The 16,899-nt window shown below is 66.2% G+C and carries 16 protein-coding genes and 1 pseudogene; 2 read left to right on the top strand and 15 right to left on the bottom strand.

Annotated features, from left to right (window positions below):
- The 3 genes and pseudogenes from JMF90_RS03305 to JMF90_RS03295 form a co-directional block, all read right to left on the bottom strand.
- The coding region (locus JMF90_RS03305) for a tRNA pseudouridine synthase A (RefSeq protein WP_201324958.1) at positions 1–488 on the bottom strand (488 nt) is incomplete at its 3' end.
- Positions 488–2,615: pseudogene (locus tag JMF90_RS03300) on the bottom strand (FimV/HubP family polar landmark protein). The gene JMF90_RS03305 and the pseudogene JMF90_RS03300, both read right to left, overlap by 1 nt.
- A 552-nt stretch (positions 2,616–3,167) precedes the next feature.
- Positions 3,168–3,401, bottom strand: a complete 234-nt coding sequence (locus tag JMF90_RS03295) for a hypothetical protein (RefSeq protein WP_125381456.1) — start codon at positions 3,399–3,401, stop codon at positions 3,168–3,170.
- 25 nt (positions 3,402–3,426) lie between these two features.
- Here JMF90_RS03295 and flgE point away from each other — a divergent pair, with 25 nt between their 5' ends.
- Entirely contained in the window at positions 3,427–4,671 is a 1,245-nt protein-coding gene (flgE, locus tag JMF90_RS03290; protein WP_011548095.1) for a flagellar hook protein FlgE, read from the top strand.
- Between the two features lie 102 nt (positions 4,672–4,773).
- Here the strand turns inward: flgE and asd are convergent, their stop codons facing one another.
- The 8 genes from asd to JMF90_RS03250 all read right to left on the bottom strand — a co-directional run bounded on the left by asd (position 4,774) and on the right by JMF90_RS03250 (position 11,700).
- Positions 4,774–5,895 (bottom strand): aspartate-semialdehyde dehydrogenase, encoded by a 1,122-nt coding sequence (gene asd, locus JMF90_RS03285; protein WP_012338485.1) that lies wholly within the window; start codon positions 5,893–5,895, stop codon positions 4,774–4,776.
- Positions 5,896–5,979: 84 nt separating this feature from the next.
- The gene (locus tag JMF90_RS03280; protein ID WP_006756675.1) at positions 5,980–6,099 is read right to left on the bottom strand and encodes a hypothetical protein; all 120 of its coding nucleotides are present in this window, start codon (positions 6,097–6,099) and stop codon (positions 5,980–5,982) included.
- Between the two features lie 119 nt (positions 6,100–6,218).
- On the bottom strand, positions 6,219–7,286 hold the full coding sequence (leuB, locus tag JMF90_RS03275) for a 3-isopropylmalate dehydrogenase (RefSeq protein WP_011548096.1): 1,068 nt from the start codon (positions 7,284–7,286) through the stop codon (positions 6,219–6,221).
- A 79-nt stretch (positions 7,287–7,365) separates the two neighbouring features.
- On the bottom strand, positions 7,366–8,016 hold the full coding sequence (gene leuD, locus JMF90_RS03270; RefSeq protein ID WP_011548097.1) for a 3-isopropylmalate dehydratase small subunit: 651 nt from the start codon (positions 8,014–8,016) through the stop codon (positions 7,366–7,368).
- Positions 8,017–8,084: 68 nt separating this feature from the next.
- A complete protein-coding gene (locus JMF90_RS03265) occupies positions 8,085–8,231 on the bottom strand; it encodes an entericidin A/B family lipoprotein (protein ID WP_011548098.1) in 147 nt (48 codons plus the stop codon).
- 3 nt (positions 8,232–8,234) lie between these two features.
- Positions 8,235–9,644 (bottom strand): 3-isopropylmalate dehydratase large subunit, encoded by a 1,410-nt coding sequence (gene leuC / locus JMF90_RS03260; RefSeq protein ID WP_006479340.1) that lies wholly within the window; start codon positions 9,642–9,644, stop codon positions 8,235–8,237.
- 351 nt (positions 9,645–9,995) lie between these two features.
- Positions 9,996–10,925, bottom strand: coding sequence for an alpha/beta fold hydrolase (locus tag JMF90_RS03255; protein WP_011548099.1), 930 nt, complete (start codon positions 10,923–10,925; stop codon positions 9,996–9,998).
- Positions 10,926–11,094: 169 nt separating this feature from the next.
- Positions 11,095–11,700 carry a TetR/AcrR family transcriptional regulator gene (locus tag JMF90_RS03250; RefSeq protein WP_011548100.1) on the bottom strand — a complete coding sequence of 202 codons (606 nt, stop codon included), beginning with the start codon at positions 11,698–11,700 and terminating at the stop codon, positions 11,095–11,097.
- A gap of 264 nt (positions 11,701–11,964) precedes the next feature.
- Here JMF90_RS03250 and JMF90_RS03245 point away from each other — a divergent pair, with 264 nt between their 5' ends.
- Positions 11,965–12,690, top strand: a complete 726-nt coding sequence (locus JMF90_RS03245) for a glutathione S-transferase (RefSeq protein ID WP_011548101.1) — start codon at positions 11,965–11,967, stop codon at positions 12,688–12,690.
- 52 nt (positions 12,691–12,742) lie between these two features.
- Here the strand turns inward: JMF90_RS03245 and JMF90_RS03240 are convergent, their stop codons facing one another.
- The 4 genes from JMF90_RS03240 to JMF90_RS03225 form a co-directional block, all read right to left on the bottom strand.
- The gene (locus JMF90_RS03240; RefSeq protein WP_011548102.1) at positions 12,743–14,305 is read right to left on the bottom strand and encodes an amino acid permease; all 1,563 of its coding nucleotides are present in this window, start codon (positions 14,303–14,305) and stop codon (positions 12,743–12,745) included.
- Between the two features lie 102 nt (positions 14,306–14,407).
- Positions 14,408–14,872, bottom strand: coding sequence for an Lrp/AsnC family transcriptional regulator (locus JMF90_RS03235; RefSeq protein WP_006487769.1), 465 nt, complete (start codon positions 14,870–14,872; stop codon positions 14,408–14,410).
- A gap of 97 nt (positions 14,873–14,969) precedes the next feature.
- Positions 14,970–15,728, bottom strand: a complete 759-nt coding sequence (locus JMF90_RS03230) for a dimethylarginine dimethylaminohydrolase family protein (RefSeq protein ID WP_023474468.1) — start codon at positions 15,726–15,728, stop codon at positions 14,970–14,972.
- A gap of 208 nt (positions 15,729–15,936) precedes the next feature.
- On the bottom strand, positions 15,937–16,899 hold a 963-nt coding region (locus JMF90_RS03225), incomplete at its 5' end, for a YbiU family protein (protein WP_201324957.1).

The raw sequence follows: 16,899 nt of genomic DNA, 5'->3' as shown, positions 1-16,899 counted from the left end.
TTCGACTGGCATTCCGACGACCGGAACGACGAAAAGTCGTGCTCGCCGATCAGGTGCGCGGCGGCGGCGCGCATCGCGTCGTCGTCGAGCGGCGTGTGGATCCAGCCGGCGCGCCCGGCCAGCATCGGCGAACGTACCGGATGCACGTACAGCGCGTAGTAGTAGGTGCGCTCGAACGCCGAGAAACGCGCATGGAACGTATCCGGCATCGGCTTCGCCCATTGCACCGACACGGTCGACGGCAGGAACGCATTGGTGCCGCGCACCCACGAGAACACCTCCCGCTCGAGATCGGTGTCGAAATGCACGACTTGTCCGAGCCCGTGCACGCCGGTGTCGGTGCGCCCCGCCACCGTCGTGTGCAGCGGCACCCGCGCGAATTCGGCCAGCGCATGTTCGAGCCGATCCTGCACGGTCTTGCCGTGCGGCTGCGCCTGCCAGCCGCAGAACGCCGCGCCGTCGTACTGGATGCCCAGCGCGATCCGCATCACGCCTCGTCCGCCAGTTTCGCGAGCAGCGCGCGTGCATCGTCGCGAGTCGCGGCGTCGTTCGCGTCGATCACTTCCTGCAGCAGCGTCCGCGCGCCGGACAGGTCGCCCAGTTCGACGTATTCGGCCGCGAGGTCGAGCTTGTTGCGGGCGATGCGCGCGAGCTCGTCCGCGGTGAGCGCGGGCAGCGCGGCGCCCGGCGTGGACGGCAGGTCGAGATCGAAGTCGAGCTTCAGCGCGCCGAACTGCGCGCCGCCGAGCGGGGGCAGCGATGTCGTCACGGGCGGGCTGCCAGCTTGGCCGGCGGGCGTCGCTGCGTCCGGGTCCCAATCGAACTCCTCGTCCTGGTCGGCGGGATGTTCCGGTGCCGGTTCACTCGCGCCCGTTGGCGGGTGCTGCGCGGATTGACCGTTAGTTGCGATTTTATCGACATCGGACTGCACTGCCCGCGCAGACGGTTCCTCCGCCGTCGACGATGGCTCGTCCGCCGTCCGCGGCGGCAACGGCATGTCGAGACTGTTGAGCGCGCTGATCGCGTTCTGCATCAGCGACGCGTGCTGCGCTTCGGTCGTCGCAGGTGCGGCGGATGCGGCGGTCGGGTCGGCTGGCTGGTCCGCTGCGGTTGGTTTTTTCCGCCGGTTCTGCGTCGTGCGGAGCCTCGACCGGAGCCGGAGTCGCCTCGTTCGCAAGCGGCCCCGTAGCGTGAGCAGCCGGCAATTCGGGCGACCCGTCGTGCGGTGCCGCCACTTCGGGCACAGGCGATGTGTCCGCTGCGGGCGGCTCGATCGTCTCCGCCGCAGCGGCAGTCGCCGCGGCGAGGTTCAGGTCGGACGCCGCATCGCGTGCGACCGGCATCTCGGGCGTGATCGGCAGTTCTCGTTCGACAGACGACGCGGCTTCGGCTTCCGCAGCCACGGCACCGCCCCCTGCGGCCGCGGTCGCAACGGTACCCGCATCGTCAGCGCGGCGACCCTTGCGGCGCTTGCGCCATGCGAAGCCGGCCGCAAGCACGATCACGGCAGCGCCGGCCACGGCGACCGGGCGCCAGTCCATCTGTTCGGTACGCCGTGCAGGCGTCGCGACAGGCGCGACCCGTTGTACCGAAGCCGATGCCGATTGCGGCGCACTGGCTGCCACACCCGACGCGGCTTCGTCCGCCGTCGATGCCGCGGCCGATGCACCCGCGTCATTCACGGCCGGACGCGGCGTGGCGGGCACCGGAGCAGGCGCGACGCCGGTCGTCGTCGCCGGCTTGCCGATGCCGTGCTTCTGCAACTCCATCAGCACGCGATTCTTCAACGCCAGCAATTGCTGCAGGCTCGACGGCCGCGGCTGCGACGCACTCACGGCGGGCGCCGCGCCGGCCGGTTCATGCACGCCGGAAACCGGGCTACCCGGCACCGCCTGCCCCGCAGCCTCGCTCGCGGACGACGGCGCCGACTGGATCGCACCGCTCCACACGTGCGGGCCGCTTGCCCCGGCCGTGGACGCCGCCGGCTGCGTGCTTTCGACAGCCGACGCGCCATATGCGGCCGACGCGCCGATCGAAGCCGAAGCACCGCTCGAAGCCAACGCCCCCGCCGCCGTCGCCGTCGAGACGCTCGCCCCGCTCACCGGAGCCGCGTGCACGGCCGGCGCCACCGGCGCGGGTTGCACGGCCGAGCCGGGATGCGGCGCGGATGCGCCGTGCTGCGCGAGCGCCGCTCCGCCCGATGCGGCGGCGGGCGCGGAAGCAGCCGCCGCACCGGAGGCAGCGGATGCGCCGGCCGGCACGAGCGCCGCGCCGGTCGCGTCGAGCGCGGGCACGGTCAGCGTCGCGCCGACTTTCAGGCGGCTCGCGTCGCGTTTCATGAACGCCTGCGGATTGGCATCGAACAACGCACGGCCAGCGCGTGCGAGCACGGCCGGATCATGCGATTGCGTGGCCGCTTTCGCGATGTCGTTCAGCGACTGGCCCGGCTGGACCGTCACGGTAAGCGGAGCGGCGGCGCCGGCGGCGGACGCCGGCAATTCGCCGGTGCCGACTGCCCACGCCGATGCGGCTACGCCGAGCGCCAGGATCGCCAGCGCGCCACGCACGGCGCGCGACAAGCGGGACTGACGCGAAAACAAGGAAATTCGGGACATCGTTGGCTCTATCGCCGCGCGCGGGCGCGGCTCGGATTCGCGGTTGGAAGCGTCAATAAAGTGGCGGCAGAAATGCAAAAGCGTCGCGCGGAACGCGACGCTTTCGGCGGGTCTGTGCGTCGTAACCGCGTAGTTTACTTCACGCGATCGGGTTCCGGCCGAATTCGTCGCCGGCAGGTGCCACCGGGCGCGGGCGGGCGCTCATGTCGAGCGGGTGCGCGTGTCGCAGTCCATGTATCCAACCCGTAAAAATGAACCTGCTTGCCGCAGTCGAAAGCCGCCTCACGCAGACTCGCGCCCCACTCGAATGACACGGCCTTGTGGCGCTCAGCGGACATCCTCCGAAGGACCGGAGCAACAGAATCGCAAGCGTTTCCTCAACAATCCATCCCGCCCGCCGTTAATGAATGACCAGCCGCACAATCAAAACAAATCTCGACCGGCGATTAATCCCATCCCGATCAATTCCAATTCGTCGATAAGAAGGCAATTTCCCGCTCTTATCGGAGAAAATGAAAATTCACACCGCCAAAGCCCCGCCCCGCAAGGCTTTCACCCCTTCCACACGACCCATTGCTCATACAAAAGCGATCGTTTCTGCATCAATTCAATTGCATTACACAAAATTACACAGACCTGATAACCGCCGTCGATACGATCGCCTTCAAACAGGAATCGGCACATTTCGACCTCGCGCCCGCCCATGTCGGAAAGACAGCAGCACGCGGTCGGACTGATGCCGTGAAGTACCGGAGGGTCATCGCGCAGTCGCACGACTGCATTCACTCACGAGCTCGTTACGGGGACGAACATGGGCTATCAGCAGGGTTTGAGCGGGTTGGCCGGGGCGTCGAGCAATCTCGACGTCATCGGCAACAACATCGCGAACGCAAACACGGTCGGCTTCAAGCAGGGACGCGCGAACTTCGCCGACATGTACGCGAATTCGGTCGCGACGTCGGTCAACACGCAGATCGGCATCGGCACGCGGCTCGCGTCGGTGCAGCAGAATTTCGGCCAGGGGACGATCAACTCGACGAAGTCGTCGCTCGACGTTGCAATCAACGGCAACGGCTTCTTCCAGATGTCGAGCAACGGCGTGACCACGTACTCGCGCGACGGCACGTTCCACCGCGACAAGAACGGCGCGATCGTCGACGCGCAAGGCCGCAACCTGATGGGCTATGCGGCAGGCGCCGGCGGCATGATCAACACCGCGCAGACCGTGCCGCTGCAGGCGCCGACCAGCAACATCGCACCGCGCGCGACGAGCAAGATCACCGGCCAGTTCAACCTGAACGCGCAAGACAAGGTGCCGGCCAAGACGCCGTTCAACGCGACCGACAACACGACGTACAACTACAATTCGTCGATCCAGGTCTACGACACGCTCGGCGGCTCGCAACAGGTCACGATGTACTTCGCGAAGAACGCGGCCGGCACGTGGCAAGCCTACGCGGGCGTGCAGGGCCAGACGCCGACGAATCTCGGCACCGTCACGTTCGATGCATCGGGCCGGCTCAGCTCGACGACGTCGGCCGCGACCGGCCAGCCGACGCCAAGCCTCGGCCAGTTCGCGTTCTCGATCCCGAACACGACGGGCGGCGCCAATCCGCAGAACCTGACGCTCGACCTCGGCGGCACGACGCAGTACGGCGGCAAGGACGGCGTGAACAATCTCGCGCAGGACGGATTCGCGAGCGGCACGCTGACGACGTTCTCGATCGGCACCGACGGCAAGCTGACCGGCAACTATTCGAACGGCCAGAGCGCGGTGCTCGGCCTGATCGCGCTGGCGAACTTCAACAACCCGAACGGGCTCGTGAACATCGGCGGCAACCAGTATGCGGAAACGGCCGCGTCGGGCGTGCCGCAGATCTCAGCTCCTGGCAGCACGAACCACGGCACGCTGCAGGGTAGCGCGCTCGAAAACTCGAACGTCAACCTGACGACCGAGCTCGTGAACCTGATCACCGCGCAGCGCAATTACCAGGCGAATGCGCAGACGATCAAGACCCAGCAGGCCGTCGACCAGACGCTGCTGAACCTGCGCTGAACGACCGCCCATGAAAAATGCGCCGCGCCGCCCCTGAATCCCAAGGCCGACGCGGCGCGTCGTATCGTGCAGCGCGGCCCGCGGGCCGGACCGCCAGCGTGCTTACTTGTCGAGCAGGATGCGCAGCATGCGGCGCAGCGGCTCGGCCGCGCCCCACAGCAGCTGGTCGCCGACCGTGAACGCCGACAGGTATTCGCCGCCCATCGCGAGCTTGCGCAGGCGGCCGACCGGCACCGACAGCGTGCCGGTGATCTTCGCCGGCGACAGGTCGCGCATCGACGCTTCACGCTCGTTCGGCACGACCTTCACCCAGTCGTTCGCCGATGCGAGGATGCCGTTGATCTCGTCGAGCGGCACGTCCTTCTTCAGCTTGATCGTCAGCGCCTGCGAGTGGCAGCGCATCGCGCCGATCCGCACGCACAGGCCATCGACCGGGATCGAACCCGGCTCGCCCATCGCCGGCTTGCCGAGGATCTTGTTGGTTTCCGCGCCGCCCTTCCACTCTTCCTTCGACATCCCGTTGCCGAGATCCTTGTCGATCCACGGAATCAGCGAACCGGCCAGCGGCACGCCGAAGTGGCTCGTCGGCATCGCGTCGCTGTTCATCGCGGCCAGCACGCGACGGTCGATGTCGAGGATCGCGGACGCCGGATCGGCGAGCTGTTCCTGCACCGCGCCGTTCAGCGTGCCCATCTGCGACAGCAGCTCGCGCATGTTCTGCGCGCCCGCGCCCGATGCGGCCTGGTAGGTCATCGCCGTGATCCAGTCGACGAGGTTCTCGCGGAACAGGCCGCCGAGCGCCATCAGCATCAGGCTGACCGTGCAGTTGCCGCCGATGAAGTTCTTCGTGCCCTTGACCAGCGCGTCCTTGATCACGTCGAGGTTGACCGGATCGAGGATGATGACCGCGTCGTCCTGCATCCGCAGCGACGATGCCGCGTCGATCCAGTAGCCGTTCCAGCCGGCCGCGCGCAGCTTCGGGAACACGTCGTTCGTGTAGTCGCCGCCCTGGCACGTGATGATCACGTCGCACTTCTTCAGCTCGTCGACGTTGGTCGCGTCCTTGAGCGTAGTCTCGTTTTTCGCGAACGACGGCGCCTTGCCGCCCGTGTTGCTGGTGCTGAAGAACACCGGTTCGATCAGGTCGAAATCGCCCTCTTCCTGCATGCGCTGCATCAGGACGCTGCCGACCATGCCGCGCCAACCTACGAGACCTACGTTCATGACTAACCCTTTGCTTGAATGGAGCTTCCCCGCCATTTCCGTCCCCGCGTGACCGCGCGGGGAAACAGGCGGGCACGACGGCGATCAGCGTTTAATGATCGTTTTCGTGGTAATGGTTTTCGTGATGACGATGGCGCGCGCACCCGCACGGGCAGTGTTGCCGTGGAGTTTCAGGACCGGGGAGATCAGGGAAATCAGCGCCATCGTTCGAGTCTACACAAAGCCGCTGGCCCGCACAACGGCCAACGGTGCGCGAACCGGCCGATTTTTTCGGCCCGTTCGCGCCCTTTTCATCTTAATTACCGGACTGCACTTCCGTCCACTTACAGCGCGGCGACCACCGCGTCGCCCATCGCCGCCGTGCCGACCTGCTTGCAGCCCGGCGTCGCGATGTCGCCCGTGCGATAACCCTGTTCGAGCACCGTTTTCACCGCGCGCTCGATGCGATCGGCCTGCTCCGCGCGATTCAGCGAGTAGCGCAGCAGCATCGCGGCCGACAGGATCGTCGCGAGCGGGTTCGCGATGCCCTTGCCCGCGATGTCCGGCGCCGAACCGTGCGACGGCTCGTACAGCCCCTTGTTGTGCTTGTCGAGCGACGCCGACGGCAGCATGCCGATCGAACCCGTCAGCATCGACGCTTCATCCGACAGGATGTCGCCGAACATGTTGCCCGTGACGATCACGTCGAACTGCTTCGGCGCCTTCGCGAGCTGCATCGCCGCGTTGTCGACGTACATGTGCGACAGCTCGACGTCCGCGTATTCCTTCGACACGTCGATCATGATGTCGCGCCAGAACTGCGACGTTTCCAGCACGTTCGACTTGTCCACCGACAGCAGCTTCTTCGCGCGCTTTTGCGCGGCCTGGAACGCGACGTGCGCGATGCGGCGCACTTCCGGCTCCGAATAGCGCATCGTGTCGAAGCCTTCGCGCTCGCCGGCGAACGGGCCGTCCGGCGCCGCGCGCACGCCGCGCGGCTGGCCGAAGTAGATGTCGCCGTTCAGTTCGCGCACGATCAGGATGTCGAGGCCCGCGACGAGCTCCGGCTTCAACGGCGACGCATCGACGAGCTGCGGATAGCAGATCGCCGGGCGGAAGTTCGCGAACAGCTCGAGGTGCTTGCGCAGCCCGAGAATCGCCTGCTCGGGGCGCAGCGCGCGCTCCAGCGAGTCGTACTTCCAGTCGCCGACCGCGCCGAACAGGATCGCGTCGGCCTGCTTCGCGAGCGCCAGCGTCGCGTCGGGCAGCGGATGGCCGCTCGCCTCGTAGCCCGCGCCGCCGACCGGCGCCTGTTCGAGTTCGAACTTCTCGTCGAGTGCGTTCAGCACCTTCACCGCTTCATTGACGATTTCCGGACCGATGCCGTCGCCGGGCAGCACTGCAATCTTCATGCGAAATTCCTGACTGAGTAGATTGTTATGGAGGCAAGCCGGCGAGCGCACGCACGGCGCGCCCGCCCGCCACGCGCGATCAGCCGACCAGCTTGGTGTTGAGCCACGGCTGCTTCACGAGCCGCTCCGCTTCGAACTGGCGGATCTTGTCCGCGTGGCGCAGCGTGAGGCCGATGTCGTCGAAGCCGTTCAGCAGGCAGTACTTGCGGAACGCGGCGATCTCGAACGGATACTCGCGGCCGTCGCCCGCGCGCACGACCTGCGCGTCGAGGTCGATCGTCAGTTGAAAGCCGTTGAACGCGACCGTCTCGTTGAACAGGTGATCGACCTGCTGCTCGGTCAGCACGATCGGCAGCAGCCCGTTCTTGTAGCAGTTGTTGAAGAAGATGTCGGCGAAGCTCGGCGCGATGATCGCGCGGAAGCCGTACTGCTGCAGCGCCCACGGCGCGTGCTCGCGCGAGCTGCCGCAGCCGAAGTTCTTGCGTGCAAGCAGCACCGAGGCGCCCTGGTAGCGCGGCTGGTTCAGCACGAAGTCCGGGTTCAGCGGACGCTTCGAATTGTCCTGGCCCGGCTCGCCGTGATCGAGATAGCGCCACTCGTCGAATGCGTTCGGACCGAAGCCCGTGCGCTTGATCGACTTCAGGAACTGCTTCGGGATGATCGCGTCGGTGTCGACGTTCTCGCGATCGAGCGGCGCCACGACGCCGGTATGTACAGTGAATTTTTCCATGATCCGTCTATCCGGTTGAAGGGCCGGCATTCAGCCGGCGCACATCGACAAATTCTCGGCGGGAAACGTCACTCCGCGGCGCGCTTCAGTGCGCTGCCGGCGGCGTTGACGTCTTCCCCGAAGCCTCGGACGGTATTGCAGCCGGCCAGGCCGAAGCCCAACCCCGCCAGCGCCAGCGCGGCAACCAGCCGCGCGATGACCTTCGATGCCGTCACGTGTTACCCCAGCTGGCGAATGTCGACGAAGTGACCTTCGATCGCCGCGGCCGCCGCCATCGCGGGGCTCACGAGGTGCGTGCGACCGCCCGCGCCCTGCCGGCCTTCGAAGTTGCGGTTCGACGTCGACGCGCAGCGCTCGCCCGGCTCGAGCCGGTCGGCGTTCATCGCGAGGCACATCGAGCAGCCCGGCTCGCGCCATTCGAAGCCCGCATCGGTGAACACCTTGTCGAGCCCTTCGCGCTCGGCCTGCGCCTTCACGAGGCCCGAGCCCGGCACGACCATCGCGAGCCGCACGTTCGACGCGACGCGACGGTTCAGCTTCTTCACGACGTACGCGGCCGCGCGGATGTCCTCGATCCGTGCGTTCGTGCACGAGCCGATGAAGATCTTGTCGACCTTGATCGATTCGATCGGCGTGTTCGGCTCGAGCGCCATGTATGCCAGCGCGCGCTCCATCGCGTCGCGCTTGACCGGATCCTTCTCGCGCTCGGGATCGGGCACGCGACCGTCGATCGACGTGACCATTTCCGGCGACGTGCCCCACGTGACCTGCGGAACGATCTCGGCCGCGTTCAGCTCGACCACGCGGTCGAACTGCGCGCCGTCGTCCGACTTGAACTGCCGCCAGTATTCGACGGCCTGATCCCATTCCGCGCCGGTCGGCACGAACGGACGGCCCTTCAGGTAATCGATCGTCGTGTCGTCCACCGCGACCATGCCTGCGCGCGCGCCGGCCTCGATCGCCATGTTGCAGACGGTCATGCGGCCTTCCATCGTCAGCGCGCGAATGGTCGAGCCGCCGAATTCGATCGCGTAGCCCGTACCGCCCGCGGTACCGATCTTGCCGATGATCGCGAGCACGATGTCCTTCGCGGTACAGCCGCGCGGCAGCGCGCCCTCGACCTTCACGAGCATGTTCTTGCTCTTCTTCTGCAGCAGGGTCTGCGTCGCGAGCACGTGCTCGACTTCCGACGTGCCGATGCCGTGCGCGAGCGCGCCGAACGCGCCGTGCGTCGACGTATGCGAATCGCCGCACACGATCGTCATGCCCGGCAGCGTCGCGCCCTGCTCCGGCCCGATGATGTGGACGATGCCCTGACGCACGTCGTTCATCTTGAATTGGGTGATGCCGAATGCGTCGCAGTTCGAATCGAGCGTGTCGACCTGCAGCTTCGAGACGGGATCGGCGATGCCGTGGCTGCGGTCCGTCGTCGGCACGTTGTGGTCCGACACGGCCAGGTTCGCGCTGATGCGCCACACCGGACGCTGCGCGATCTTCAGCCCTTCGAATGCCTGCGGGCTCGTGACTTCATGCAGCAGCTGACGGTCGATGTAGAGCAGGGTCGTGCCGTCTTCCTCGGTGTGGACCACGTGGGTGTTCCACAGTTTGTCGTAGAGAGTCTGTGCCATGGGTATGCGGGGTCGTTGTGACTACAAGCCTTGCGGATGTGGTCGATTATGCCACGCAAAATCGGCCCGCGGAGTACCACGATAACGAAAAAAGTTAATAGAAACAGTGAGTTGGGTGGTACACGCGATACCCGGATAAGCATTACCCGGCAAGCGCGGCGGCTGGACGCGGACAAGTCGCGCCGTCGGCATACGCACTTGGCGCAGGTTGTCGCGAGCCATACGCAACCCGCCCAAACGCGCCCACGCGTGCGACGCATCCGTGCGCCGCACCCATGCTGGCTTGCGCGGCGCGATTTCTCGACCGTCGCAGGCCGCCCCAGGGCATTGCAATCGACTTGCGGCGGCGTGCTACCGGAAGAAATCGCGCAACTCGCGCGCCAGCGCCTGCGGTTGTTCTTCAGGAATGAAATGCCCGCTATACGCGATCGTCGCAGCCGTCACCTCCTCCGCGACATGTTCGAGCGGCCCCGCCATGTCAGGTATGGATCCCTGATCCGCACTGACGGCGAGCACGGGCATCTTCAGCTTCCCCAGCGCCTGCAGCTTGCGGTTCTGCGCCGACGACTCCGACACGGCCCGATAGAAGGCCAGCCCCGCTCGCAACCCGCCGTCCCGGGTGAACACCCGGAGATACTCGTCGACATCCGCGTCGGAGAACGACTCGGGATTGGCCGCCTTGCGACGCAAGAACCAATCGAGATACTCGCGCTCCTTGCCGGCAATCAGCGTCTCCGGCAGGTCGGCGACAGTATGAAATGCGAAGTGCCACGTGCGCCATGCGTTGCCGGGCTCGATCGGCAGTGCGGCCGGCAGCGTGACGCCGGGTATCCCCGCGTCGAGCAACGCCAATCGCTTCACTGATTCGGGATACATCGCGGCAAACGGATAGGCGACCCACGCCCCGACGTCGTGAGCGGCCAGGTAAAAGCGCGCGATATTTTGCCGCTCCAGCAGGCGCGCAAGCGTTGCCGCGACGGTCTGTGTGTCGTAACCGACGAGTGGACGGTCCGAGTCGCCTTGTCCGGGAAGATCCGGCGCCACGATCCTGAATTCGTCCGCGAGAAGCGGCATGACTCTCCGCCACGCGTACCAGCTTTCCGGAAACCCGGCGAGCAGGACGATGGTCTCGCCGTCGGCGCGGCCTCCTTCGACAAAATGAAGGCGCACCCCGTCTACCGTATCGAACCGATGACGAAAGCCGGTGAGCCGCGGGTCTTCCCGAAAATAGGGCGTGGCCTCGAGGTGCGAAGCAGCCTCGGTTGATTGATGCTGGTACATAAGTTCGTCCTCTCTACAGAATCGACTGTCCTGGATGATGCCCCCCCCGGCAGCGGGAGCCATTTCGTTCGGAAATACCCATTTCCCAATTCGGCGAAACCGGACCACGTGCATGCGCCGTTTCGCGCGTTACCTCACATCGAGTCATCTGTCGGGCAACGCAGAAACCTTAGTCGAGCAGCCGCATTGCCTCGTCGACCAGCATCGACATGTCGCTCCGGCTCTGGCCGAGCTTCCCCACCACTCGAAGCCCCTGCACCATGGCAAACAGACAGCTCGACGCGGCTTGCGCGTTCAGCGCGGCATCGACGGATCCATCGGCCTGCCCTTGCTTGATCAAATCGCGAAGGAGACGCTCGATCCTCTGCATCGATTTGTGGACGATGCCGGCGATCTCGCTATCCAGCGTACTCAGAACAATGGCGCCGGCGACGACCAGACAGCCCTTTCGACCCTCGTCTCCATGCGAGACGTCCGCGTAAAAGCGCAGGAGCGCTCGCACCTTGTCTCGTCCGCTTTTTTCATCGGCAAGGATCACGTTGAGCTCGCTTACGCGCCGATCGATGTACCGGTTCAACGCGGCAACGAATATCGCGTTCTTGTCGGCAAAGGCCTTGTAAAGACTGCCGGCAGTGAGCCCCGTCTCCCGGGACAGGTCGCCGATAGAAGTCGCATGATAGCCACGCTCGCGAAAGACGCGGATGAAGCCGTCCAGCGCGTCATCCATATCGAATTCTCGCGGCCTGCCAACGTTCGCTGCAATTTTCGTAGCCATGCGGCATTATAGGAAATGATCATTTCCGAATCAAGCCATGCGAACCGTCAGCAGGCATACGATGCGTGGCCCCGACACGACGCAGGTCGCCATTCACCGGAGACCGGCCGAATGGCTGCGACGAACGCCGCACATGACACGCGGCGCCACGGGCATTTCGCACTCGATCTCATAGACTGTCTATTCGCAACGGGCGGCGCGCGGCCGCCCTCCCCGCCATCGCGATGCGTGCATCCCGGCGCATCGACCGGACAGGAGACTTGCATGCAATACGAACTCTATTACTGGCCCGAGATCCAGGGCCGCGGCGAATACGTGCGGCTCGCGCTCGAGGCGGCCGAGGCCGATTACGTCGACGTCGCGCGCGAATCGGGGCGCGGAATGGGCGTGTCGGCCATGATGCGCATGATGGACAGCGCGAAGGCCGAATGCGTGCCGTTCGCGCCGCCGTTCCTGAAGGCCGGCGACGTGGTCGTCGGGCAGACCGCGAACATCCTGCTGTTTCTCGGCGCGCGGCTCGGGCTCGCGCCTGACGACGAAGCCGGCCGGCTGTGGGTGCACCAGATCCAGCTGACCGCCGCCGATTTCGTCACCGAGATCCACGACACCCACCATCCGATCGGCAGCGGCCTCTACTACGAGGAGCAGCAAGCGGAAGCAGCCGAGCGCGCCGCCGATTTCCTCGAGAACCGGCTGCCGAAATTCCTCGGCTACTTCGATCGCCTGCTCGAACAGAATCCCCACAAGAGCGGCTATATCGCCGGCAGCGCGCTCACCTATGCGGACCTGACGATGTTCCAGTTGATCGAGGGCCTGCGCTACGCGTTCCCGAAAGCGATGAAGCGCGCGGAGCGCAAGGTCGCGGCGCTGGTCGCGCTGCACGATCGCGTCGCGCAGCATCCGCCGGTCGCGCGCTACCTCGAGTCGGAACGCCGCATCCCGTTCAACGACATGGGGATCTTCCGGCACTATCCGGAGCTGGACAAGTAACGGCCGGGCACGTACCGCGGAAAGTGCGCGCGCGGGCGGATTTCACGCAGGATCAATGCGGCTGCCCGTGCTGCGCGGCGGCCGCGTCGACGGCCCCGACCGAGCGCGTGAGCCACGGCCCGATGTCCATCTCCTCGTAGCGCACGAGCCGGCTCTTGCGCGCGCGGCGATACGCCCACCAGATCGCGACGAACAGCGGAATCCACACATAGATCGACAGCACTTCCATCCAGTCGATGCGTGCCGCGAAAAACGCCTGGTAATCCTGGCCGAGCGAAATGACGATGCAGATCGCGATCGCGAACAACGGCCCGAACGGAAACCATTTCGCGCGATACGGCAGCTGATCGAGACGATAGCCCTGCTTCAGGAATCCCTTGCGGAACCGGTAATGGCAGACCGCAATGCCGAGCCACGCGATGAAGCCGGTGATGCCGACCGTATTCAGCAGCCACAGATAGATGCGCTGGTTGTTGGTCAGCGACGTGAGGAAGCACAACCCGCCGACGGCCATCGTCGCGTACAGCGCGTTGCGCGGCACGCCGCCCGGCGACAGCGTCGCGAACATCGCCGGCGCGCGCCCTTCCGACGCGAGGTTGTACAGCATCCGCGTCGCCGCGTAGGTGCCGGAATTGCCGGCCGACAACACGGCCGTCAGGATCACCAGATTCATCGCGCCGGCGGCGAGCGGGAACCCCGCGTGGCTGAACACCAGCGTAAACGGGCTCACGCCGACATCGGTCACGTCGCTCTTCAGCAGGTTCGGATCGGTGTACGGCACGAGCAGGCCGATCACGAAGATCGCGAGCACGTAGAACAGCATGATCCGCCAGAAGATCTGCTTCACCGCGCGCGGAATCGTCTTGCGCGGGTTTTCCGATTCGCCGGCCGTGATGCCGACCAGCTCGGTGCCGAGGAACGAGAAGCCCGCGATCAGCGCGACGCTCATCATCGCGTGCACGCCGCCGACGAACGGCGCGTCGCCGGTCGTGAAGTTGCGCCAGCCGACGGTATGCCCGGTGCCGGCATACCCGGTGCCGGTATGCCCGTCGCCCAGCACGCCGGCCGCGATCAGCAGCCCGGCCGCGATGAACGCGATCACGGTGACGACCTTGATCAGCGAGAACCAGTATTCCGATTCGCCGAAGCCGCGCACCGACAGCGTATTGAGCAGGAAAATCAGCACGAGGAAACCCGCGCCCCACGACACGCCCGGCACCGACGGAAACCAGTAGCGCATCACGATCTGCGCGGCGACCAGCTCGATCGCGATCGTCACCGCCCAGCTGTACCAGTAGGTCCAGCCCAGCGCGACGCCGAAGCCTTCGTCGACATACTTCTCGCCGTAGATCGCGAACGAGCCCGATACCGGCATCAGCGCGGCCATCTCGCCGAGCCCCGTGACGACGAAGTAGACCATGATCCCGATCGCGAGATACGCGGCGATCGCCCCGCCCGGCCCCGCCTGCGCGACCGACGCGCCCGACGCGACGAACAGCCCCGTGCCGATCGAACCGCCGATCGCGATCATCGCGATGTGGCGGCCCTGCAGACGGCGCTTCAGCGTCGTCCCGGACGGCGCGGCCGTCTCCGCTGCCGCTTGCATAGCATCCATAGTGCTCACCCTGATTGTGATCCGGCCAGCCGATTTGATTTGGAATGCAAATCGATTGCTCCGGTCATTCGCATCGAAACCGGCCCTGCCGGGCCGGTCGCATCACACGACACTGCGCTTGATCGCCTGCAGTTCGGCCGTCGTCACGATCTTCTCGATCCGGAACCGCGGGCTTTCCAGCCACACGTTCGCGATCCGCCGGTACTCGTCGAGATCCTCGCACGCGAGCCGCACGAGAAAATCGAACGTGCCGCTGACGAGCCAGCAGTCGAGCACGGCCGGATTCGCGCGCATTTCCTCTTCGAACGGCGCCTGCGAACGCCCGTGGTCGGCCAGCACGATCTGCGCGATCACGACGATCGGCTTGGTCGCGCGCGGCGCCTTGATCACCGCGCGATACCCTTCGATCACGCCGAGCGCCTCGAGCCGCTCCACGCGCGCCTGGCACGGCCGCGGCGTGAGGTTCACGAGTTCCGACAGCTTCCGGTAGGAAATGCGCCCGTCGGTACGCAGGATGTCGAGGATCCGGAGATCGATCTTGTCGAGCTGCATCTTCTTGTCGGTCATCCGCGTTCGCTCCGGTCGGGTCGTGGCTGGTGCGCGCAACGTCTGCCGTTCCGCGCGGGGCCACATTATCCGGCCGAAGCGGCCGCGCGCCAATCGGCTAGAACCGCAGCGACAGGCAGGTCAGGCCGCCGTCCATCTTGCGGAATTCGCTCGTGTCGATCACGTGCAGCGGCAACCCGAGCGACGCGATCGCGTCATGCACGCGCGGGTAACCGGCCGGGGTGATCAGCGTGCCGTTCACGCGCAGCGTGTTGCCCGCGTATTCGTCGGCGGCCGAGATCGCGATCCGGCGATAGTCGGCGAACGCCGGATGCGCGGCCAGTGCGTCGGTCACGAGCAGCGTGTCGTCGCCGAGCGCGTTGACGACCGATTTCAGGTGCAGGCCGGCGCCGACCGGCACCGCGACGACCGAATAGCCGTGGCGCGACACCAGCGACTCGAACGCGGCGATACCTTCCGCGTCGGTGCGGCTCGTCAAGCCGATGAAGAAGCGCTTGCCGACCTGCATCACGTCGCCGCCGTCGAGTCGGCCTTGCTGCATCGGCAATAGGTCGCGATGCGCGGCGAGCGCCGCTTCGATATGAACGGTCTCGCCGCGCCGCGCAGGCGCGCCGGGGCGCGTGATCACCGCGAATTCGGGCGTGACGACCGCGACGTCCTCGACGAAGTGCGAATCGGGAAACGCATCCAGCGGCGGCAGTTCGGTCAACTCGACGCCGAGCGCGCGCAGCGCGTCGCAGTATGCGTGGAACTGCGTGAGCGTCTTGTCGTAATCGGGCGCGCCGAGTTCGGCGGTGGTCAGACCCGCGCCGCAGGACGGCGCGGGACGGCGAACGATCGCTTGCGTGAATTGCATCGACTCCTCCATGGTCTGCCGCACCCGTGCGGCGCACGGGCCGGCGGCGTTGTGTCCGGACCATTATCGGAAGCCAAATTGCGCAATTCGCGTCGATTTCGGCGGTGCCGACAGCCGATTGCGTCGAATTGCGCGCGTCACGCAGCGGATTCGGCAGACCGGCCGCCCGCCCTCTCGCGAACGGCGGTTTTCGCCCGCCTCACACGCTTTACGCGTCGGGCGCGAACCCCATCTGCGCACGGCCGAGCGCCGTGAGTTCGCCCGCCTGCGCGCGCCCGTCGAAATCGACCTCGAAATGATCGGCCGGGAAATCGGGCGGGCTGTCGCCGCGCAGGAACGCCACACGCTGGCGTTGCAGGTACGCATCGTTCTTCGCGCAGCCGGGCGCGGCCGCGATGTACATCACGTTGCTGTCGCCGCTGCCGCGATGCGCATCCTCGACCGCATGCACGACGTCGCCATGCCAGAACACCGCGTCGCCCGGCTCCATGTGCGGGATCGGCACGAGCGCGTCGAGCAGCAGCGCGTGCCATTCCGGGCGGATCGACAGCGCGCGGCCGGGACGCGCGCCGCACAGGTCGTCGTCGGCGACGTCGTCCTGCAGCGCGCGCAGCACGACATAGGCCATCGCATTCGCGACCGGAATCAGCTGCAGCGTGCCGTCGCCGGGCCCTTGCGGCGTCAGCGCGGTCCAGCCCTGGAACGTGCGGAACATCGAACACACGGCCGGCGACGGAATTTCCTCGACGTCGGGGCGGAACGCCGCATCGAACGGATCGTAGTCGCGCCAGCGCCCGGCCAGCACGTGACGATAGACCTGCCGAAAATTCGCGCCGAGCCAGCGCTCGACGGAGCCGCCGTCGACATGCGGCGACAGCCCGAGCGACGTCGAACCGGGCGGCCGGCGGCGAATCCGGTCCGCGTACGCAGGCACCTGATCGGGATCGAAATGGGTGCGCGCACCGTCCGCATGCCGCCACAGACGGTTCAGGAACACCCGCGCCTGCGTCAGCGCCGGCGACTGGCGCGCGGCCACCTGCGGCTTCGACCAATAAACCCCGTAAATCTGCGGCTTGCCCGACGCGAGATTGCCGAAATAGCGGTCTTCCGCGCGTGCATGCAGCCGCTCGGTGAAACGGTTCGCATCCAGATACGCGCCGATCTCGTCATT

This window comes from Burkholderia sp. E168m23 (assembly GCF_016586125.1).
In the GTDB taxonomy this organism is placed as follows: Bacteria; Pseudomonadota; Gammaproteobacteria; order Burkholderiales; family Burkholderiaceae; genus Burkholderia; species Burkholderia orbicola.
Note: the sequence above shows the minus strand (reverse complement) of the source record. Positions and strands in the feature narration are given on the sequence as shown.